At 58.9% G+C, this 19,767-nt stretch carries 19 protein-coding genes and 1 tRNA gene; 16 read left to right on the top strand and 4 right to left on the bottom strand.

The genetic code is table 11. The annotated features are described in order from the left end of the window. Positions 1-13: 13 nt before the first annotated feature. Positions 14-673, top strand: a complete 660-nt coding sequence (locus ACHEXK_RS13290) for a response regulator (RefSeq protein ID WP_416546792.1) — start codon at positions 14-16, stop codon at positions 671-673. A 54-nt stretch (positions 674-727) separates the two neighbouring features. Further along, positions 728-803: transfer RNA gene (locus ACHEXK_RS13285), tRNA-Phe, on the top strand. A gap of 117 nt (positions 804-920) precedes the next feature. Here the strand turns inward: ACHEXK_RS13285 and ACHEXK_RS13280 are convergent. The 3 genes from ACHEXK_RS13280 to ACHEXK_RS13270 all read right to left on the bottom strand — a co-directional run bounded on the left by ACHEXK_RS13280 (position 921) and on the right by ACHEXK_RS13270 (position 4,170). Further along, positions 921-1,214, bottom strand: a complete 294-nt coding sequence (locus tag ACHEXK_RS13280; protein ID WP_019425964.1) for an RNA recognition motif domain-containing protein — start codon at positions 1,212-1,214, stop codon at positions 921-923. A gap of 326 nt (positions 1,215-1,540) precedes the next feature. After that, positions 1,541-2,464, bottom strand: coding sequence for an MBL fold metallo-hydrolase (locus ACHEXK_RS13275; RefSeq protein WP_416546791.1), 924 nt, complete (start codon positions 2,462-2,464; stop codon positions 1,541-1,543). A 20-nt stretch (positions 2,465-2,484) separates the two neighbouring features. After that, positions 2,485-4,170, bottom strand: coding sequence for an AMP-binding protein (locus tag ACHEXK_RS13270; protein ID WP_416546790.1), 1,686 nt, complete (start codon positions 4,168-4,170; stop codon positions 2,485-2,487). A gap of 225 nt (positions 4,171-4,395) precedes the next feature. On the opposite strand from ACHEXK_RS13270, the gene ACHEXK_RS13265 reads away from it, so the two are divergent. The 8 genes from ACHEXK_RS13265 (at position 4,396) to ACHEXK_RS13230 (ending at position 13,078) form a co-directional block, all read left to right on the top strand. Continuing rightward, on the top strand, positions 4,396-5,070 hold the full coding sequence (locus ACHEXK_RS13265) for a GNAT family N-acetyltransferase (RefSeq protein WP_416548953.1): 675 nt from the start codon (positions 4,396-4,398) through the stop codon (positions 5,068-5,070). 117 nt (positions 5,071-5,187) lie between these two features. Then, positions 5,188-6,072 (top strand): HlyC/CorC family transporter, encoded by an 885-nt coding sequence (locus ACHEXK_RS13260; protein ID WP_416546789.1) that lies wholly within the window; start codon positions 5,188-5,190, stop codon positions 6,070-6,072. After that, positions 6,069-7,631 carry an apolipoprotein N-acyltransferase gene (gene lnt, locus ACHEXK_RS13255; RefSeq protein WP_416546788.1) on the top strand — a complete coding sequence of 521 codons (1,563 nt, stop codon included), beginning with the start codon at positions 6,069-6,071 and terminating at the stop codon, positions 7,629-7,631. The genes ACHEXK_RS13260 and lnt overlap by 4 nt, the downstream gene beginning before the upstream one ends. A gap of 70 nt (positions 7,632-7,701) precedes the next feature. Then, entirely contained in the window at positions 7,702-8,607 is a 906-nt protein-coding gene (gene glyQ, locus ACHEXK_RS13250) for a glycine--tRNA ligase subunit alpha (protein ID WP_416546787.1), read from the top strand. 14 nt (positions 8,608-8,621) lie between these two features. Then, positions 8,622-10,754 carry a glycine--tRNA ligase subunit beta gene (gene glyS, locus ACHEXK_RS13245; RefSeq protein ID WP_416546786.1) on the top strand — a complete coding sequence of 711 codons (2,133 nt, stop codon included), beginning with the start codon at positions 8,622-8,624 and terminating at the stop codon, positions 10,752-10,754. 34 nt (positions 10,755-10,788) lie between these two features. Next, positions 10,789-11,373: a D-glycero-beta-D-manno-heptose 1,7-bisphosphate 7-phosphatase gene (gene gmhB / locus ACHEXK_RS13240; protein ID WP_416546785.1), complete on the top strand. Its 585-nt coding sequence runs from the start codon at positions 10,789-10,791 to the stop codon at positions 11,371-11,373. A 25-nt stretch (positions 11,374-11,398) separates the two neighbouring features. Further along, on the top strand, positions 11,399-12,148 hold the full coding sequence (locus tag ACHEXK_RS13235) for a lysophospholipid acyltransferase family protein (RefSeq protein ID WP_416546784.1): 750 nt from the start codon (positions 11,399-11,401) through the stop codon (positions 12,146-12,148). 18 nt (positions 12,149-12,166) lie between these two features. Then, positions 12,167-13,078 carry a M48 family metallopeptidase gene (locus ACHEXK_RS13230; RefSeq protein ID WP_416546783.1) on the top strand — a complete coding sequence of 304 codons (912 nt, stop codon included), beginning with the start codon at positions 12,167-12,169 and terminating at the stop codon, positions 13,076-13,078. A gap of 9 nt (positions 13,079-13,087) precedes the next feature. On the opposite strand, the gene ACHEXK_RS13225 is transcribed toward ACHEXK_RS13230, so the two are convergent. Next, positions 13,088-14,209: an MBL fold metallo-hydrolase gene (locus ACHEXK_RS13225; protein ID WP_416546782.1), complete on the bottom strand. Its 1,122-nt coding sequence runs from the start codon at positions 14,207-14,209 to the stop codon at positions 13,088-13,090. A gap of 127 nt (positions 14,210-14,336) precedes the next feature. Here ACHEXK_RS13225 and ACHEXK_RS13220 point away from each other — a divergent pair, with 127 nt between their 5' ends. The 6 genes from ACHEXK_RS13220 (at position 14,337) to ACHEXK_RS13195 (ending at position 19,727) form a co-directional block, all read left to right on the top strand. After that, entirely contained in the window at positions 14,337-14,741 is a 405-nt protein-coding gene (locus ACHEXK_RS13220; RefSeq protein WP_416546781.1) for a MerR family transcriptional regulator, read from the top strand. A gap of 168 nt (positions 14,742-14,909) precedes the next feature. After that, a complete protein-coding gene (locus tag ACHEXK_RS13215) occupies positions 14,910-15,284 on the top strand; it encodes a PaaI family thioesterase (protein ID WP_416548951.1) in 375 nt (124 codons plus the stop codon). Between the two features lie 53 nt (positions 15,285-15,337). Then, a complete protein-coding gene (locus ACHEXK_RS13210; protein ID WP_416546780.1) occupies positions 15,338-16,519 on the top strand; it encodes an isovaleryl-CoA dehydrogenase in 1,182 nt (393 codons plus the stop codon). Positions 16,520-16,565: 46 nt separating this feature from the next. Then, positions 16,566-17,234, top strand: coding sequence for a carbonate dehydratase (can, locus tag ACHEXK_RS13205; protein ID WP_416546779.1), 669 nt, complete (start codon positions 16,566-16,568; stop codon positions 17,232-17,234). Positions 17,235-17,277: 43 nt separating this feature from the next. Then, the gene (locus ACHEXK_RS13200; protein ID WP_416546778.1) at positions 17,278-18,462 is read left to right on the top strand and encodes an acetyl-CoA C-acyltransferase; all 1,185 of its coding nucleotides are present in this window, start codon (positions 17,278-17,280) and stop codon (positions 18,460-18,462) included. Positions 18,463-18,599: 137 nt separating this feature from the next. After that, complete coding sequence (locus ACHEXK_RS13195; protein WP_416546777.1) at positions 18,600-19,727, top strand: acyl-CoA dehydrogenase family protein; 1,128 nt, start codon at positions 18,600-18,602, stop codon at positions 19,725-19,727. Positions 19,728-19,767: the final 40 nt, after the last annotated feature.

The raw sequence follows: 19,767 nt of genomic DNA, 5'->3' as shown, positions 1-19,767 counted from the left end.
CAACACAGACGCTATGGCAAATATTTTGGTGGTCGATGACGAACTGGGTATTCGTGACCTGCTCTCTGAAATCCTGTTTGACGAAGGCCATCAAGTTGAATTGGCTGAGAATGCCGCGATGGCGCGAGAAGCGCGTCTTCGCATGCGACCGGATCTGGTCTTGTTGGACATTTGGATGCCCGACACAGATGGTGTGAGTCTCTTGAAAGAGTGGGCTGCCACAGGGTTGCTCGACATGCCGGTCATCATGATGAGTGGGCACGCCACCATCGACACGGCCGTGGATGCCGTCAAAATCGGCGCTCAGGCCTTTCTGGAAAAACCCATCACCTTGCAAAAATTGCTTTCCGCAGTTGAGCAAGGCTTGGCGCGCGACCAAGTCAAAAAGGCCGCGCACGATGCCCATACATCTCAAGCACTGCCTGTTTCGTCAAGCGCAGTCAGTGCCGAAGTTTTTGGTGGGACCCTGGAGGTTGCGCAAACCTTTGACCTTGATCGCCCACTGCGAGAAGCGCGCGATGCGTTTGAGAAGGCCTATTTCGAATACCACTTGGCCCATGAAGCGGGGTCTATGACCAAGGTGGCGGAGAAGACGGGCCTTGAGCGTACGCACCTTTACCGCAAGCTCAAGCAGTTGGGCGTCGACTTGTCCCGCAGCAAAAGACAGGGCTGATTTGTGTTTGGCATGTGAACAATCCGATCCCAAATCTGCTACAATAATGCTCTTGGCCCGGTAGCTCAGTTGGTAGAGCAGCGGATTGAAAATCCGCGTGTCGATGGTTCGATTCCGTCCCAGGCCACCAAATAAGAACCGTTGTCTCCGAAAGGGGCAACGGTTTTTTCTTGGCGATTTACTTTGTACAGAAGCAAAAAAGCCGCTCCAGTGAACTGAGCGGCTTTTTTGTGGGTGACCGGAATGATCAGTTGCGAGTGTCGCGGTAACCGCTGCCATAGCCGGTGCTGGGCTCTTTGGGCTTAGAGATGTTCACGACGATGGAGCGGCCACTGACCGACATGCCATTCAGGCCTGTGATGGCGGCTTGGGCTTCTTCGGCGCTGGACATTTCAACAAATGCAAAACCTTTGGAGCGACCTGTGTCGCGGTCCATCATGACTTTGGCAGACAAAACGCCGCCAAATTCAGAGAAGTTTTGACGCAAGCTGGCGTCATCAATGGTGTAAGGCAAATTGCCCACGTAAATTTTGCTGCTCATGGTTGAGCCTTTCAGAGAGATGGCGTGCAAGGTTGAAGGTCATCCCTGCATGCGGGAGAAGGTGGTTTCTAAAAAGATCCCACCGGGAAAAGTGTTCTGGCTGGTTGGCCTGAGCACGTTTATGGGGGTTGGGGAAAGGCGAGCCTAAGGGGAAAGTGGCTCAATCTGCGCCAAGCGATCGGAGCGTGGTCATCTCGGGGGGGACGAAAGGGCGGTGTCCATCGCTTGCGTCAAGATGGCTGGAAAACACCACAGATAACGCGGAAATTATATTTCAAAATGAAATATAAGTCAATTTTTTTATTTCCATGGGTTTGTTTGTGTGCTCAAACGTTGAGCAGCACACCATCGTGCATTTCCAGCGCACCACTGCGCGCCAGTTCGTCGAGCATCATGTCAAGCCAGGTCGACAGTTCATGACCTTGCCCATAGCGCTGGTGCAGGTCATTCAAATAAGGCACATGCAAAGCCCAGTTGCAAAAATCAGTTTTCGAGATGCGCCCCCACTCAAGCAGTTTGAATTTGAGCAAAACCTTGGTGCCGTAGCGGGCATGGCGCTCGGGGTTTTGCGCAAAAGCATCCAGTTTGCTGCGGGCCAGCTTCAAAGCGGGGGCCAAGTCTGTGAAGACCGCTCCATGCCCTGGAATCACGACGGCCGGGTTGAGTCGTTCGATCAGGTCGAGTGTTTGGGCCACCTCGCCAAAAGCGGAGATGCCTGCCAACTCAGGGAACACCACGCCAAATCCGTTTTGCCACAGGGCATCGGCGGACATCAGCAGGCGGTGCTCAGGGGCATACAAGATCACCGAATGCGGATCGTGGCCGGGCGCGGCGTGGACTTCCCAGTCCATGTTCCCCCAGCGGTGGCGCTCACCCGGCCGCAGCAAATCCGAGAAGGTGAAGGCTGGGCAATTTTGACCAGTGGGCATGTAGCTCAACCCTTCTTCTCGCCATGCGTGAATCTCTGGCGCTAAGCCAGGGGGGATCCAGGTTCGCAAATCCGGGTATCGCGCTTGCAGCGCCTGGTTGCCACCACAATGGTCACTGTGCAGATGCGTATTGGCCAGTTGGTCCAACGCACGCCCTTGCAGTGCGTGCTCGACCAGAGCCAGGGTTTGGGCTTGGTGGCTGACATAGCCCGTGTCAACCAGAGTGGTGCTGTGCGGGTCGCACAACAGCACATTGTTGGCCGACAGCCAGCCGCGCTCAAAAACAGTCACGCCTGTAGGCAAAGTCATCGGGGCGTTCATGCTTTTGAGTTGGTCCAGTTTTATTTGTGACTGCGCAATTCTCGCCGCAATATTTTGCCCACGTTGGATTTGGGTAACTCGTCGCGGAACTCGATGTATTTGGGTCGTTTGTAGCCGGTCAGGTTTTCATGGCAAAAGCGGGAGACGGCCTCTTCCGTCAACATGGCATCGTTGCGCACCACAAACACTTTAATGGTTTCGCCTTGCATGCTGTCGGCAATGCCAATGACCGCGCATTCCACCACGCCGGGGCAGGTCGAGATGACGTTTTCCAACTCGCTCGGAAACACATTGAAGCCACTCACGATGATCATGTCTTTTTTGCGGTCCACGATGCGGGTGAAACCCTCTGAGTCCATGATGCCCACGTCCCCCGTGCGCATGAAACCATCGGCCGTGAAGGTTTTGGCGTTTTCTTCGGGTTGCATGTAGTAGCCCCGCATGACGTTGGGGCCGCGTATACAAATTTCCCCCGAGCTGCCTACAGGCAAACTTTGCCCGTCATCGTCTTTGATGGCGATGTCAATGCTGGGGAGTGGCAGGCCAATGTTGCCGCTGAAATGGCTTTGCGTGACGGGGTTGTTGGTGCCGATCGCACAGGTCTCGCTCATGCCCCATCCTTCAATCATGGCGCTGCCTGTGGCTGCCTGCCAATGTTTGGCTGTGCCTTCAGAGGCCGCCATGCCGCCTGCCTGCGTGAGCATGAGTGAGCTGAAGTCGATCGTCTTGAACATGGGGTGCTGCATCAAGGCGTTGAACAAGGTGTTGACACCGGGCAGCATGTGAAAGGGCCGCTGCTTGAGCACTTCAATGAATTTGCCAAAGTCGCGCGGGTTGGGCACCAAGGTCAGGTGCGAGCCCTGGCGAATGGCCAGTAAACACAGGGTCAAAGCAAAGATGTGGTACAGCGGCAGTGCCGCAATGCTGTTGATTTTGCGCAGATCCCCTACCTTGGACAAGGCTGGTGTGAACCACCCTTCAGCTTGCAGCATGGCCGCCACAATGTTGCGGTGCGTCAGAACTGCACCTTTCGACAAACCCGTGGTGCCGCCTGTGTACTGCAAAAAAGCGGTGTCATCCAGGGTTTGGACGGAGGGTTTCAGATTCAGGTGTCGACCTTGGGCAATGGCTTTCTTGAAGGGGGTCACGCTGAGGCCATTTGCTAAGGGCAACTCGAACTCGGGCACCATTTTGGCCAGATGGCGCACAGCGAAAGTCATCCATCGGCCATACCAAGGGCCCAGTAAATCACCAATGGAGGCCAGCACCACATGCTCCAGCGCAGTGTGTTCGATCACCTCTTGCAAAGTGGCGGCAAAGTTTTCCAAAATGACAATGGCGCAGGCCCCGGAGTCTTTCAGCTGGTGTTCCAACTCCCGTGCGGTGTAGAGGGGGTTCACGTTCACACAGGTGTAGCCGGCCCGCAAGATGGCGGCCATGGTCACGGCAAATTGTGGCAGGTTGGGCAGCATGATCGCCACCCGGCTGCCCGGTGACAAGCCTTTGTTTTGAAGCCAAGCCCCCAAAGCCTTGGAGAGCTCATCCAGTTCTTTGTAGCTCATCCAACGGTCCATACAGACCGAAAAAGGACTGTCGCCATGAGCGCGAAAGGCCGACTCCAGCAAGTCGGTCAGACTGCTGTATTGGTTGGGGTCGATGTCGTGCGGGACGCCGGGTGGGTAATTTTTGAGCCAAATACGTTCCATCGTCGAATCTCCTAGATGCAACGATTGTGGACACCTGCTCAGCAAGGTGTGATCGGGCAAGTCCTGAGTCGTGCCCGAAAGGGTCTCAAAGGCGACAAATAACCGGTACTGACAAAGCCATGTGGGCGGGTGCAAAATAAGGGCAAACCCGCAATCAAAATGAGCCCTCAACCACCCGTTCGCACACGATTTTGGCACCAGCTTGGGCTGCGCTGGCGGGCGGTCGTGGGCGCTTGGCACGCCGTCACTTCGGTCACTGATGGGGGGCAAATCGGTTGGATTCCGATCCGGTCCTTGTCACCTCGTCACAGACCGCGTATCTTGTCCCATTTGCTGTCCCTCACGCCTGAAGACCGCTATCTGCGGTTTGGTTATCCCGCCACCGATGAACAGATTGCGCGTTATGTGGCCGGTTTGAACTTTGACCGGGATGAGATTTTCGGTGTGTTTAACCGGCGACTGGCTTTGGTGGCCTTGGCCCATTTGGCCTATTCGGTCGATCCGCAGTGGGCCACTTGTGCCGAGTTTGGGGTGTCTGTGTCCTCTCATCAAAGGGGGCGAGGCTTGGGCGTGAGACTGTTCAACCATGCGGTGATGCACGCACGCAACCAAGGGGTGAGCCTGTTGTTCATTCACGCCCTCAGTGAAAACGTGGCGATGCTCAAAATTGCCCGACGCGCTGGTGCCAAGGTGCAGCGAGATGGCGGCGAGAGCGAGGCGTATCTGTCTTTGCCAGAGGCCACTTTGGACAGTCAGTTGAGCGGGCTGATGCAGGAGCAAATGGCCGAGTTGGATTACCAGCTGAAAAACCAGGCGCAGCAATTTCGGGCTTGGTTGGCCACGGTGCAAGAGATTCGCCAAGGTGTGCGCGATGCACGTCACGCTGCCCACAGGCCCTGAGAATCAGGGCGTCAGCTTTTTGTGGAGGCCACGCGCTCAGGCAAGCTGCCCTGGTTTGTCATTTGAATCCGCTATCCTAGAGGCTTCGCCATAACCGCATGTCCTGCAACCCTGACTGTGTCCGACCCCCATCCTGCGCGCCATGTTGAGCGCGAAGACAAACGAAGTTTTTTGCAAAAGCTGGCCGAGTTCATCCACCCTGGGCCTGACTCGACCGATGAGTTGATCGAAACCTTGGCCGAAGCCGAGGACAACCACATCATCAACACGGAAAGTCGCCTGATGCTGGAAGGCGTGATCCGGATGGCCGACATGACGGCGGGCGATGTGATGGTGGCGGCACCCCGGATGGATTTGCTCGACATCGAAAACCCTTTTGACCAGTTGCTTCACCAGGTGATTGAGACGGCGCACTCGCGCTTTCCTGTTTTCGAAGGCGACAAAGAAAACATCATTGGTATTTTGCTGGCCAAGGACTTGCTGAAATTGCAGCGGGCACCTGAACTGAATATCCGTGCTTTGTTGCGTCCTGCGGTATTTGTGCCGGAAAGCAAGGGCTTGAACGATCTTTTGCGGCAGTTCCGTGACAACCGCAACCACTTGGCCATCGTCATTGACGAATTTGGTCGCACGGCTGGCTTGATCACCATCGAGGATGTGCTGGAGCAAATTGTGGGTGAGATCGAAGACGAGTTCGACATTGCCGATGACGAGGGGGATATTTTTGGGCTGCCCGACCGCAGTTTCCGTGTCAGTGGTGACACCTCACTGGAGCGGGTGGGTGAGGCCTTCAGTGTCGACCTTCAAGCGGCGCGAGAGGACAGCGAAGGACCTGAATTCGACACCATCGGTGGTTTGATCGCCCACGAGATGGGGCATGTGCCGCGCCGAGGTGAAAAATACGTCTTGGCGGGTCTGCAGTTTGTGGTCCTGCACACCCGGGCTGGCGCAGTGCGCTGGTTCAAGGTGTCACCCGTCACCCCCCTCGGGCCCCAAGCGTGAGTGGGGGCCGCGATCCATCACGCGGCCTGCAAATTGTTTGGCCTGCATTGGCGGGTGCCGCTCAGGCCGCATCGATCGCCATGCCGGGCAGTGGTCAGGCGCTGGGTTGGTTGCAAATTTTGAGCATGACTTTGCTGGCCTCGGGTTTGGCCAGAATGGTCAGACACGGTCAGGCCGCTCGGTCGAGGCATGTGCAAGCCGCTTGGTTCGGTGGCCTGTTCGCCACAGCTTGGTTGGCGGGCAGCTTTTGGTGGTTGTTTGTGTCCATGCACGATGTCGGCGGCTTGCCAGCCCCTTTGGCTGTGCTGGCTGTGCTGGCTTTGGCCAGTGCTCTGGCGATCTATTACGCCGCTGCGTGTGCCGTCTGGGTGAATTTGGCACAAAGGCTGGTGGGGTCACGCGCCGGAGCCGCCAGTGTTTTATTCGCCGCCTTGTGGACTTTGGCGGAGCTGATGCGGGCACGGTGGTTCACCGGTTTCCCCTGGGCTGCGGGTGGGTACGCGCATGTTGACGGCCTGCTGTCGGTTTGGGCGCCTTGGATCGGGGTTTATGGTATCGGCGCACTGGCGGCCTGGCTGGCCATGCGCCTGGCTTTGTCCGGTTGGCGCTTGCGCGCGCTCAAACCGCTGACAGGTCTGACTGTCTTGACGTGGGCCATTCAGGCTTGGGGGCCTGTATTCACCACCACGGCCGGGATAGGGCAGGTCGAATTGTTGCAAGCCAATATTTCTCAAACGGCCAAATTTGATGGGGCCAGTGGCATTCGGGATGCGCTGCAGTGGTATGAAGCGCAGCTGCGCGCCAGCCAGCAGCCGTTGGTGGTGGCCCCTGAAACGGCGATGCCGTTGCTGCCGCAACATTTGCCGGAAGCTTATTGGACTGGCTTGCAACAGCATTTCGTCAAATCAGACCGCGCAGTGGCTCTGGTGGGGGTGCCCCTGGGCAGTTTGGCGGAGGGCTACACCAACTCGGTGTTGGCGTTGGGGCCAGATGACCTGCCGGCTTACCGCTATGACAAGTCGCATTTGGTGCCGTTTGGTGAGTTCATCCCACCAGGGTTTGCCTGGTTTATCCGCATGATGAACATCCCTTTGGGCGACTTCCAAGCAGGTCGCCACGACCAGCCTGCCCTGGCTTGGCAAGGCCAGCGCCTGGCCCCCAATGTTTGCTATGAAGACTTGTTTGGTGAAGAGCTGGCGCTGCGTTTCAAGGACCCGAAGACTGCGCCCACGGTGTTGGTCAATGTGAGCAATATCGCTTGGTTTGGCAACACGCTGGCCGTTGACCAGCACCTGAACATCTCGCGCATGCGGGCCATGGAGCTGGGCCGTCCGATGCTGCGGGCCACCAATACTGGCGCCACGGCCATCATCGACCATGCCGGTAGGGTGACCGCAGATCTGCCACGCTTTACCCGAGGCAGTCTGGTGGGGTCGTACGAGGGGCGCAATGGCCGCACGCCCTTCGCCATGTGGGCGTCGGCATGGGGTCTTGGGCCCTTGTGGGCCTGGTGTGTCGCTGTGGTGGCCTTGGCGCTTGGGTGGCGGCAAAGGTCGTAAAATCAAAGGTTCGCGCAAAACATGCGCGCCTTCTAACTTTGGCCAGCTCGCTGCTGGCAACGCTTCGGCCATGTTGACTTTCCAGCAAATCATTTTGAAATTGCAGCAGTACTGGGACGCCCAGGGCTGTGCACTGCTCCAACCCTATGACATGGAGGTCGGCGCGGGCACGAGCCACACGGCCACATTTTTGAGGGCCATCGGTCCTGAGCCGTGGAAAGCGGCTTATGTGCAACCCAGCCGCCGCCCCAAAGATGGCCGTTACGGCGAAAACCCCAACCGTCTGCAGCACTACTACCAGTTTCAAGTGGTTTTGAAGCCTGCACCCAGCAACATCTTAGAGCTGTACCTGGGCTCGCTTGAAGCATTGGGCTTTGACCTGAAGAAAAACGACATCCGCTTCGTGGAAGACGACTGGGAAAATCCCACGCTGGGCGCCTGGGGTTTGGGTTGGGAGGTCTGGCTCAATGGCATGGAAGTGACGCAGTTCACTTACTTCCAACAAGTCGGCGGCATCGATTGCAAGCCGATCACGGGCGAGATCACCTATGGTTTGGAGCGTCTGGCCATGTACCTGCAGGGCGTGGACAACGTCTACAACCTGCAATGGACCGACGGTTTGACCTATGGCGATGTCTACAAGCAAAACGAAATCGAGCAATCGACCTATAACTTCGAGCACAGCGATGCCGAGTTTTTGTTCACCGCTTTTGGGGCGCACGAAAAGCAAGCACAGCACCTCATGGGTGCGCAGCTGGCCTTGCCCGCGTACGAGCAGGTGCTCAAGGCCGCGCACACTTTCAATCTGCTGGATGCGCGGGGTGCCATCAGCGTGACCGAGCGCGCCGCCTACATCGGCCGCATCCGCAACCTGGCCCGCAGTGTGGCCCAAAGCTATTACGAGAGCCGCGAACGTCTGGACTTCCCGATGGCCCCGCGTGAATGGGTTGCCCAAATGCCCAAAAAAGCTGCCTGAGAGGAACAACCACAATGACCACACAAAATCTTCTCGTTGAGCTGTTTGTGGAAGAGTTGCCACCCAAGGCGCTCAACAAACTCGGTGCTGCTTTCTCGGGCGTGCTCGCCGAACAACTCCAGGCTCAGGGCCTGGCCCCTGCCGATGCGGTGGTGACTGCTTTTGCATCGCCCCGCCGCTTGGCGGCGCATGTGTCGGCGGTGGCCGCCCAAGCTGCGGACAAGGCTGTTCAGCAAAAGCTGATGCCTGTGGCTGTGGGCTTGGACGCGGCGGGCCATGCCACACCTGCGCTGCTGAAAAAACTGCAAGCGCTGGGCGTTGACGTGAGCGACCCGGTTGCTGCTGTGGCCATGCTCAAACGCGCCCCCGATGGCAAGTCCGAAGCACTGTTTTACGACAGCGTCGTTCCTGGCGCATCGTTGCTGGCCGGTCTGCAAAAAGCGCTGGAAGAAGCGCTCGCCAAGCTGCCCATCCCCAAAGTCATGCAGTACCAGCTCGAGACGGATTGCGAATTGCCGGGTTGGAGCAGTGTGAACTTTGTGCGCCCCGCGCACAGCCTGATGGCCCTGCACGGCAGCACCGTGGTGCCGGTCAAGGCGCTGGGCCTGACGGCGGGCAACTGCACACAGGGCCACCGTTTTGAGGCCAAAGTTTCGCCCGTGGTGTTGCCGCATGCCGACCTCTACGCTGAGACGCTGAAGAACGATGGTTCGGTGATCGCCAGTTTCGCCGAGCGCCGTGCAGAGATCGTGCGCCAGCTGGAAGCGGCGGCGACCCAAGTCGGCGGTGGTGCCCGGCCCATCGAGGACGACGCCCTGCTGGACGAGGTGACGGCGCTGGTCGAGCGGCCCAATGTCTTGACCTGTCAGTTCGAGACCGAGTTCTTGGGCGTGCCGCAGGAGTGCCTGATCCTCACGATGAAGTCCAATCAGAAGTATTTCCCGCTGATCAATGCCTCCGGCAAGCTGACGAACCGATTTTTGGTGGTGAGCAACATCACACCTGACGACGCGTCCTTGGTGATCGGGGGCAACGAGCGCGTGGTGCGCCCGCGTCTGGCAGATGCCAAATTCTTTTTCGATCAGGACCGCAAGAAATCACTCGAGTCCCGTGTCGATGGCCTGTCCAAAGTGGTTTACCACAACAAACTGGGCACGCAGGGCGAGCGCATGGCGCGTGTCTGTGCCATGGCCAAAGCCATTGGCCAGCTCTTGGGCGGAGATGCGTTGGCGCAGTCATCGGAACAGGCCGCACGCCTGGCCAAGACCGATTTACTGACCGACATGGTTGGCGAGTTTCCCGAATTGCAAGGCATCATGGGCGGTTACTACGCCCGCCACGATGGCCTCTCTAATGAGGTGGCCGAGGCGATTGAAGACCATTACAAGCCTCGCTTTGCGGGCGACGCATTGCCCCGAAACCAAGTGGGCTTGGTGGTGGCGTTGGCCGATAAGCTCGAGACCCTGGTCGGTATGTTCGGCATTGGCAACGTGCCCACGGGTGACAAAGACCCCTTTGCGCTGCGTCGCCACGCCTTGGGCGTGATCCGCATGCTCATTGAACAGGATGTGGCTTTGGGTTTGCCCGAATTGTTGGCCTTGTCCACCCCGTTCTTCGGCGACAAGATCACAGGGCGTTCGGATGCTTTGATCGACTTCATCAACGAGCGCTTGGCCGGTAGCCTGCGTGATCAAGGTTTCAGTGCCCAAGAAGTCGAAGCCGTGATGGCTTTGCGTCCTGCCCGTCTGAGTCAGGTGAGCCAGTTTCTGCAAGCCGTGCGTGCCTTTGCGGCATTGCCCGAGAGTCCGGCACTCGCAGCCGCCAACAAGCGGATTGGCAACATTTTGAAGAAGGCCGGTGAGGTGGATGCCCACGTGAATCCCGCCTTGCTCAAGGAGGACGCTGAGAAAAGCTTGTACGCCGTCATGCAAAAGTTTGTTCCCGAGTCCGAGGCGCAATTCAAGGCAGGCGATTACACCGCCAGCTTGCAAACACTGGCTGCCCTGCGCGCGCCGGTGGATGCCTTCTTTGACGACGTGATGGTGAATGCCGATGAAATGGATCTGCGCCTGAACCGCCAGGGCCTGCTCAAGAGCCTGCACATCGCCATGAACCGCGTGGCCGATTTGTCGCGTCTGGCAACTTGATCTGTCCCCTACCCAGCCACTTGCATCGCCCCCGATGAACACCCACCTGAAACTCGTCATCTTGGATCGGGATGGCACGATCAACCGGGCCAGTGACGAGTTTGTCAAATCTCCGGAAGAATGGCACCCTTTGCCGGGTGCGCTGGAGGCGATCAGTCGGCTCAACCACGCGGGCTTTCATGTGGTGCTGGCCACCAACCAATCGGGTTTGGGCCGCGGCTTGTTCGACATGGCGGCATTGAACGCCGTGCATGCGCACATGCTCAAGGCCTTGGCCACATTGGGGGGGCGCATCGACGCCATTTTTTACTGCCCGCACGCGGCGGAAGAGGGGTGCAATTGCCGCAAACCTGCGCCAGGGTTGCTGCACCAAATTGAAGAGCGCTATGGCCTCAGCCTCCAAGGCGTGCCCTATGTGGGCGACAGTTTGCGCGACATGCAGGCCGCACAGGCTGCAGGCTGTGCGCCCCATCTGGTATTGACGGGGCGGCACGCTGTCGCGGACAGCGCTTGTTTGCCTCCAGATTTTCCTGCCAACACGTTGGTCCACGCAGACTTGGCTGCTTTTGCAGCGCATTTGCTGGGTGATGCCGGGCGCGGCGATCTCCCATCGCGATAACCACACCATTTAGACCCCAGCCCGAATGAATTTTCTTCGCTCACTGCTTCATGTCTTGTGGATGGCCCTCACGGTGGTGCCTTGGGCCCTGTTCGTGATCTTGGTTTCTTATTTTGTGAGCAGCACGCGTCTGTACTGGATTTGCGCCGGTTGGTTGCGCGTGGCAGTGAACAGCGGCACTTGGATTTTGGGCATCGAAAACCGAATTCAGGGCATGGAAAATTTGCCCCAAGGCAGCAAAGACCCTGCTGTACTGTTGGTCAAACACCAGTCGACTTGGGAGACATTTGTCATGCCCGCGATCATGCCCCACCCCTTGGCGTACGTGTTCAAAAAAGAGCTGCTCAGCGTGCCATTTTTTGGTTGGGCCATGGGGCGACTCGACATGATCCACATCGACCGCAAGCAGCGCTCACGGGCTTTTGCCAAAGTGGTGCAGCAAGGCCGTCGCCTCATGGAAGAGGGCGTTTGGGTCATCATGTTTCCCGAGGGCACACGCATTCCGCGCGGTCAAAAAGGCGAGTACAAAAGCGGAGGGGCGCGTTTGGCCATTGCAGCGGGCGTGCCTGTGATCCCCATTGCTGTGACCTCCGCGCGCTGCTGGCCAACCAAGGCATTCATCAAAACACCGGGGGTGGTGGACATCTCCATTGGCCGCGCCATCGCCAGTGACGGTCGCAATGCGGAAGAGCTCATGCGGGAGGTAGAGACTTGGATTGAATCGGAAATGCATCGACTCGATCCCGAGGCCTATCCCGACGTCGTCGGCCCGTGAGTTGGAGCGGGGCGAACCATGCGCACGCCTTTGCAGCTGGTGCTGGACTTCCTCACGGGTGGCGACCCGGTGACCCCGTCCAAGCTTGCGGTGTTGTCGTCTGAGCCGTCGCCTTCACAGGCCAAGTCCCATGCGCCAAGCGTGGATGTCGGTCAAGGCAAACAGGCTTTGCAGCCCTTGGTCCCTGGCTTTACCCATCCGGCCGCCAATCGCCATGCCCAACTTCAGGGCGTCGGGGTGTCTTTTCGCTTTGAACGCGCGCGCCGCAAAAGCATTGGCTTCATGGTCGGGGCCGATGGCTTGGTGGTGCGCGCACCCAATTGGGTCACCTTGCGTGAGGTGGATGCCGCAGTCCAAGAAAAAGGCGCATGGATTGTGGCCAAGTTGCAGCAGCTCAAAGACCGACAAACCGAGCAATTTCAAAAAGCCATTGAGTGGCGGCACGGGGCGGAAGTGCCTTTTTTGGGGCGAACGGTTCGGTTGTGCGTGCTCGAGCGTGGCGTGGGTCGTGTGCATGGGCAAGATGTGCCAACGGATCAAATCTTGCCAGTGACCGTGCCGCCCGGGGCCTCGGTGAGCCAGGTGCGTGACGCGGCACAGGTGTGGCTCAAACAACAGGCCAAAGCCTTGTTTGAGGAGCGGCTGCATCACTTTGCACCTCGGCTGGGTGTGCGTTGGCAAAAGTTGAGCCTGTCAAGCGCCAGCACCCGTTGGGGCAGTGCGCGCCAGGATGGGCACATTCGACTGAATTGGCGGCTGATCCACCTGCCCACCAGCCAGATCGACTACGTGGTGGTGCATGAGCTGGCTCACCTGCGCGAGATGAACCACAGCCCCCGCTTTTGGGAAACCGTGGGGGAGGTCATGCCCGATTACGCACAACGCCGCCAAGCTTTGCGCCAAGCGCCCGTCGATTTGAAGGCAGACTGAGCCATCGATTCAACCTGTGGCTCTGGCGATGAATCGGTAAACGCCCTCGGCATCCCGCGAGCGCTGCAGCTGACCATTCAGCCGCAACAAATTCAGGTGCGCCACAGCTTCGCCCAAAGCAAAGGTCGTTTGGTGCACATCCAGCGGGCGTTTGAACAGAACGGGCAAGAGCTCGTAGGCGTTGCAAGCTTGGGCTGTACAAGCTTGTAGCAACTCGGTCAGGCGGTCTGCGTGGTGTGATTTCAGTTGCGCAATGCGCAGGGCAGCGCCGCGAAATGGCCGCCCGTGAGAGGGCAAGACCAAGGTGTCGTCGGGCAGATTCGCCATGCGCTCAAGCGAGTCGAGAAACCACTGCAATGGGTTGCCATCGGGCTCCATGGCGTACACGCTGATGTTGGTGGAGATGGATGGCAGCAGCATGTCACCACCGATGAACAGTTGATGGGTGGCATCGTGCAGGGCCATGTGTTCGGGCGAGTGGCCGTAGCCGCTGAGGCAAGTCCAAACGCGATCGCCAATGCGCAGTGGGGCGCCTGCCATCAGCCGGACATAAGTGCTTGGGATCTTCGGCACCATGCTGGGGTAGTAGCCCATGCGGGATTGGATGACGGCCAGTTCTTCTGCCTTGCGCCAGCCATGCGACTCAAAGAACGCAACCGTGGCCGAACCACCAAAATTGGACACACCGCTACACGCCAGAAGGGCCGACTGGTACTCGCTGGTGCTCATCCACAAAGGCGCTTGCCAGCGCTCGCACAACCAATGGGCCAAGCCCAGGTGGTCCGGATGCATGTGGGTGGCCAGCACGCGCAAAATCGGTAAGCCCCGCAGAACCTGGTGTTCCACTTGTTGCCAGGCTTCGCGGGTAACGGGGTTGTCGATGCCGCAGTCCACCACCGTCCAGCCTTCTTGCTCAACACCTGCTTGTGAAGGGTGAGGCAAGCGATCGCGCAGCAGCCACAGGTTGATGTGGTTCAGTGCAAAGGGCAGACCCATGCGCAACCAAAAAATGCCCGGTGCCACTTCAGTGGCAGTGCCCGGTGCGGGCAGATGCTCGTCCAGAGGGTAGCTCAGCCTGTGCTGGGGGGGCTCCACCGCGGGCGTGGCCATGGCATTGGGCAAGGTGGTCATGCGGCGTGTGGATTGGGTTAGCATTCGAAGATTGACGTTGACGTTAACGTCAAACGGACATCGAATTTTAGGGGGCGGCTGTTGGCGCGACTGTCTCCCTTGTGTAAGCGGTTGAGGAGCCCAAACCATGGCGAATATGTACACGATCAGCGATTTGGCCCAGGAATTTGACCTGACCACCCGTGCCATCCGTTTTTACGAAGACATGGGTTTGCTCGAACCTGAGCGCTCGGGGCCAGGGGGGCGCAACCGCGTGTACTCGGCGCGGGACCGCACCCGATTGAAGCTGACTTTGCGCGCCAAGCGCTTGGGTTTGTCGCTGAACGAAGCCAAGGGCCTGATTGACATGTACGACAGCCCGCGTGATACCGTGCCACAACTTAAAAAGTTTTTGGTGGTGCTGGCTGAGCACCGCCAGCAATTGGAGTCGCAATTGGCCGACTTGGAGGCCACGCTGGACGAAGTCAAAACCCATGAAAAAGAAACCCGAAGTTTGCTGACCAAGGCCAGCAAGCTGACCTCTGCAACTTGATACGCATCGGTAAATCCCCGATGATTAGATTGACGTTGACGTAAACGTCAATTAAAGTCTGGTTTTTCTTTGACCAAGGGATGTGATGTGAGCCTTGCCAGTTCTTCTGCCGTTTCACCGCCGACAGCGCATGAACGGGTGGCCAGCAGTCTGGCGCGCCAGGGCATGATGAACCACTTGGGGGTGCAATTGGTATCGGCCAGCAAGGGCCGCGTCGAGTTGTCGCTGCCCTACGGCGACAAGGTCACGCAGCAGCAAGGGGGATTCCATGGTGGTGCCATTGGTGCGCTCGCCGACATCGCCGGTGGATACGCCGCACTGACGGTCGCGCCTGAAGGCATGGAAGTCGTCACCATCGAATACAAAATCAATTTTTTAAACAGCTTGCAAGGGGGGGAAATCCGCGCCCTGGGTCAGGTGATCAAGGCCGGCAAGCGCGTCATCGTGTGCTCGGCTGAGGTTGTGCACATCGCCAGCGATGGCCAAAAAACCCCCTGCGCTGTGATGCAGCAAACATTGACAGCGGTCCCGCAAACCTATTGAACGTGCGGCTTTGGCCTGCGACTTACCACCCTTTCCATGATGAGGAGAACCCCATGAACAACTTGCCTGGCCTGAACTTCCAACTGGGTGAAGACATCGACGCCCTGCGTGACGCGGTGCGCGACTTTGCCCAAGCCGAAATCGCACCCCGCGCTGCCGAGATCGACCGCAACGACCAGTTCCCGATGGACCTGTGGCGCAAGATGGGCGATTTGGGCGTGCTGGGCATCACTGTGGGTGAGGAATATGGCGGTGCGAACATGGGCTATCTCGCCCACATGATCGCCATGGAAGAAATCTCCCGTGCCAGCGCCTCTGTGGGCCTGAGCTACGGTGCGCACTCCAACCTGTGCGTCAACCAGATCAAGCGCAACGGCACGCCCGAGCAGCGTGCCAAATACCTGCCCAAGCTCATCCGTGGTGAGCATGTGGGCGCTTTGGCCATGTCCGAACCCGGCGCGGGCTCGGACGTGCTGAGCATGAAGCTCAAGGCCGAAGACAAAGGCGGGTACCACTTGCTCAACGGCTCCAAGATGTGGATCACCAACGGGCCTGACGCCGACACCTTGGTGGTCTACGCCAAGAGCGAGCCCGAGCTGGGCGCACGTGGCGTGACGGCCTTTTTGATCGAAAAGGGCATGAAAGGGTTTTCGATTGCGCAAAAGCTCGACAAGCTCGGGATGCGCGGCAGCCACACGGGCGAGTTGGTGTTCAACAACGTCGAAGTGCCTGACGAAAACATCCTGGGCGGCCTCAACAACGGTGCCAAGGTGCTGATGAGTGGTCTGGATTACGAGCGTGCGGTGCTCACCGGCGGTCCGCTGGGCATCATGCAGGCCGTCATGGACAACGTGATCCCTTACATCCACGACCGCAAGCAATTTGGACAAAGCATTGGAGAGTTCCAGCTGATCCAGGGCAAAGTGGCCGACATGTACACCGTGCTGCAAGCCGGTCGCAGCTTCGCTTATACCGTGGCCAAAAATTTGGACTTGCTGGGTGCCGAGCATGTGCGCCAAGTGCGCAAGGATTGCGCCAGCGTCATTTTGTGGACCGCCGAAAAAGCCACTTGGATGGCGGGCGAGGGCGTGCAAATTTTTGGTGGCAACGGTTACATCAACGAATACCCGCTGGGCCGTTTGTGGCGTGACGCCAAGCTGTACGAAATCGGTGCAGGCACGAGCGAGATTCGCCGCATGCTGATCGGCCGTGAGTTGTTCGCAGAGACGTGCTGAAATCCGCTGGTAACAAACACCCTGGCTGCACTGCGACAATCCACGCATGAGTACATCACTGAAGCACCTTTTTGACAACAACCGCGCCTGGGCTGAACGCATGGTTCAGGAGAACCCGGCGTATTTTTCTCGTCTGGCCAACCAACAAACCCCCAAGTATTTGTGGATTGGTTGCTCCGACAGCCGCGTGCCCGCCAACCAGATCACCGGCTTGGACCCCGGCGAGGTGTTTGTGCACCGCAATGTGGCCAACGTGGTGGTGCATTCCGATCTGAACGCCCTGTCGGTCATCCAGTACGCCGTCGATGCGCTCAAGGTGGAGCACATCATGGTGGTGGGGCACTACGGCTGCGGCGGCGTTTTGGCCGCCACGCGCGGCACCCGTGTCGGATTGGCCGATAACTGGCTGCGCCATGTGCAGGACGTGCGCTTGCGCCATCGCCAGCGCCTGAACCATTTGCCGCAGACTGAACTGGAGTCGGTCATGTGCGAAATGAATGTGATCGAGCAGGTGGGCAACGTGGCCTTGTCCAACGTGATGCAAGACGCTTGGAGCCGGGGGCAGAAAGTCACCGTTCACGGCTGGATTTATGGGCTGGACGATGGCTTGGTCAAGGACCTGGGCGTGACCATGAGTGGCGCTCATGAAGTGGTGGACGTCTTCCGCAACGCATTCAAACGCTACCCACGTGGTGGCGTGCTTCCTGCTGCCTGAGCCCTAGGGGTGTCAGGCGCTGTTCATTTCATTGGAGAAAACCATGTCAGACCCCATCGTCATCGTCAGCGCTGCCCGCACACCCATGGGCAGCTTCCAGGGCGACTTCTCGTCCTTGGCCGCCCACGATCTGGGCGGCGTTGCCATCAAGGCTGCCGTTGAGCGTGCCGGCATCAGCCCAGAGCTGGTCACCGAGGTGATCTTTGGCAACTGCCTGATGGCTGGGCAGGGTCAGGCGCCAGCGCGCCAAGCGGGCTTCAAGGGCGGCTTGCCCAAGAGCGCAGGTGCGGTCACCCTGTCTAAGATGTGCGGCTCGGGCATGCGCGCGGCCATGTTCGCGCACGATATGCTGTTGGCGGGCACGCACGATGTGCTGGTGGCTGGGGGCATGGAAAGCATGACCAATGCGCCCTACCTCATGCTCAAGGGTCGTGGTGGTTACCGCATGGGCCATGACAAAATTTTCGACCACATGATGCTCGACGGCTTGGAAGACGCTTACGAAGCCGGCCGCAGCATGGGCACTTTTGGCGAAGACTGCGCCGCCAAATACAACTTCACCCGTGAGCAGCAAGATGCTTTTGCCATGGCCAGCGTCCAACGCGCACAAAACGCCATCCAAAACGGCGGTTTCGCGAAGGAAATCGCGCCCGTGACGGTCAAGACCCGCGCGGGCGAAGTCGTGGTCGCCATCGATGAAGGCCCCGGCAAAATCAAGATTGACAAGATCCCTACACTCAAACCAGCGTTCAAGAAAGACGGCGGCACCATCACCGCTGCGGCCAGCTCGTCCATCAACGACGGCGCGGCCGCCATGGTGCTGATGCGCGAGAGCACAGCGGCCAAGCTCGGTTGCAAACCCCTGGCCCGCATCGTGAGCCATGCCACCCATGCGCAAGAGCCCGAGTGGTTTGCCACCGCCCCAGTGGGTGCCACCCAAAAAGCTTTGGCCAAAGCAGGCTGGCAGGTCGAAGACGTGGACCTGTGGGAAGTCAATGAAGCTTTTGCCGTGGTGCCCATGGCGCTCATGAAGGAGTTGAACGTGTCGCACGACAAGGTCAACGTGAACGGCGGTGCCTGCGCCCTGGGCCACCCCATCGGTGCCTCTGGTGCTCGCATCATGGTCACCCTGATTCACGCACTGCAAGCCCGTGGCCTCAAAAAAGGTCTCGCCACGCTGTGCATTGGCGGCGGAGAGGGCACAGCGGTGGCGCTCGAGTTGGTGTGATGGACGCGCCAGGCCCCGCGCATTGGCGCAAGGCCTTGGGCGCTGTCCGACAACTGCGCGAGCCAAACCACCCCATGGCATCTTTAATCCACGACGGCCAGCCGCTGCCGAGCTGAGCCCCCCCCAGAAAGACAGACATGTTGCTGACCCCCGACCAGGAAATGATCCGTGACGCTGTGCGTGACTTTGCCCAGCGAGAGTTGTGGCCCCATGCGGCGGAGTGGGACAAGAAGCACCACTTCCCGAAAGACGTGCACAAAGGCTTGGCTGCGTTGGGGGCTTACGGCATTTGTGTGCCCGAAGAACTGGGCGGTGCGGGTCTGGACTATGTCACGCTGGCGCTGGTGCTCGAAGAAATTGCGGCCGGTGACGGCGGCACCAGCACCGTGATCAGCGTGACCAACTGCCCGGTCAACGCCATCTTGATGATGTATGGCAGCGCTGCGCAAAAAGCGCAGTGGCTCACGCCGCTGGCCCAGGGCCAAATGCTGGGTGCGTTTTGCCTGACCGAGCCGCATGTGGGCTCGGACGCGTCGGCCTTGCGGACCACCGCCGTGAAAGACGGCAGCGACTACGTCATCAACGGCGTCAAACAGTTCATCACGAGTGGACAAAATGGCGATGTGGCCATCGTGATCGCCGTCACCGACAAGGGGGCAGGCAAGAAAGGCTTGAGCGCATTCATGGTGCCCACCCGCACGCCCGGCTACACGGTCGCGCGCCTCGAAGACAAACTCGGCCAGCACAGCAGCGACACCGCGCAGATCAATTTTGACAACTGCCGCATCCCGGCCGAGAACCTGATCGGCCAAGAGGGCGAGGGCTACAAAATTGCCTTGTCGTCTTTGGAGGGTGGACGCATTGGCATCGCTGCGCAAAGTCTGGGCATGGCCCGCAGTGCGCTCGATGTGGCCATCGACTACGCCAAGCAGCGCGAGAGCTTTGGCACCGCTATCTTCAACCATCAGGCTGTGGGGTTCCGTTTGGCCGAATGCGCGACGCAACTCGAAGCGGCGCGCCAGCTGATTTGGCATGCGGCCAGCCTGCGCGACGCGGGACGCCCTTGCCTGAAAGAAGCCGCCATGGCCAAGCTGTTTGCCAGTGAAATGGCCGAAAAGGTGTGCTCCGCGGCCATTCAAACCTTGGGCGGCTACGGCTATGTGAGCGACTTTCCGGTGGAGCGCATTTACCGCGATGTGCGCGTGTGCCAAATTTACGAAGGCACCAGCGACGTGCAAAAAATCATCATTCAACGCGCGCTTTAAGGTCTTGAGCGGGCGGCTCTCGGAGACAGCTCCCGTATCA

Source organism: Limnohabitans sp. DCL3 (genome assembly GCF_048019295.1).
Lineage (GTDB): Bacteria > Pseudomonadota > Gammaproteobacteria > Burkholderiales > Burkholderiaceae_C > Limnohabitans_A.
The sequence above is the reverse complement of the archived record's forward strand: the minus strand, read 5'-3'. Positions and strand labels throughout refer to the sequence as shown.

What these genes read in the sequence shown, in the direction of transcription:
- ACHEXK_RS13290 (WP_416546792.1), top strand. Translation starts at nt 14, where the DNA reads ATGGCAAATATTTTGGTGGTCGATGACGAACTGGGTATTCGTGACCTG.
- ACHEXK_RS13280 (WP_019425964.1), bottom strand. Translation starts at nt 1,214, where the DNA reads ATGAGCAGCAAAATTTACGTGGGCAATTTGCCTTACACCATTGATGAC.
- ACHEXK_RS13275 (WP_416546791.1), bottom strand. Translation starts at nt 2,464, where the DNA reads ATGAACGCCCCGATGACTTTGCCTACAGGCGTGACTGTTTTTGAGCGC.
- ACHEXK_RS13270 (WP_416546790.1), bottom strand. Translation starts at nt 4,170, where the DNA reads ATGGAACGTATTTGGCTCAAAAATTACCCACCCGGCGTCCCGCACGAC.
- glyQ (WP_416546787.1), top strand. Translation starts at nt 7,702, where the DNA reads ATGTTGACTTTCCAGCAAATCATTTTGAAATTGCAGCAGTACTGGGAC.
- glyS (WP_416546786.1), top strand. Translation starts at nt 8,622, where the DNA reads ATGACCACACAAAATCTTCTCGTTGAGCTGTTTGTGGAAGAGTTGCCA.
- gmhB (WP_416546785.1), top strand. Translation starts at nt 10,789, where the DNA reads ATGAACACCCACCTGAAACTCGTCATCTTGGATCGGGATGGCACGATC.
- ACHEXK_RS13235 (WP_416546784.1), top strand. Translation starts at nt 11,399, where the DNA reads ATGAATTTTCTTCGCTCACTGCTTCATGTCTTGTGGATGGCCCTCACG.
- ACHEXK_RS13230 (WP_416546783.1), top strand. Translation starts at nt 12,167, where the DNA reads ATGCGCACGCCTTTGCAGCTGGTGCTGGACTTCCTCACGGGTGGCGAC.
- ACHEXK_RS13225 (WP_416546782.1), bottom strand. Translation starts at nt 14,209, where the DNA reads ATGACCACCTTGCCCAATGCCATGGCCACGCCCGCGGTGGAGCCCCCC.
- ACHEXK_RS13220 (WP_416546781.1), top strand. Translation starts at nt 14,337, where the DNA reads ATGGCGAATATGTACACGATCAGCGATTTGGCCCAGGAATTTGACCTG.
- ACHEXK_RS13215 (WP_416548951.1), top strand. Translation starts at nt 14,910, where the DNA reads ATGAACCACTTGGGGGTGCAATTGGTATCGGCCAGCAAGGGCCGCGTC.
- ACHEXK_RS13210 (WP_416546780.1), top strand. Translation starts at nt 15,338, where the DNA reads ATGAACAACTTGCCTGGCCTGAACTTCCAACTGGGTGAAGACATCGAC.
- can (WP_416546779.1), top strand. Translation starts at nt 16,566, where the DNA reads ATGAGTACATCACTGAAGCACCTTTTTGACAACAACCGCGCCTGGGCT.
- ACHEXK_RS13200 (WP_416546778.1), top strand. Translation starts at nt 17,278, where the DNA reads ATGTCAGACCCCATCGTCATCGTCAGCGCTGCCCGCACACCCATGGGC.
- ACHEXK_RS13195 (WP_416546777.1), top strand. Translation starts at nt 18,600, where the DNA reads ATGTTGCTGACCCCCGACCAGGAAATGATCCGTGACGCTGTGCGTGAC.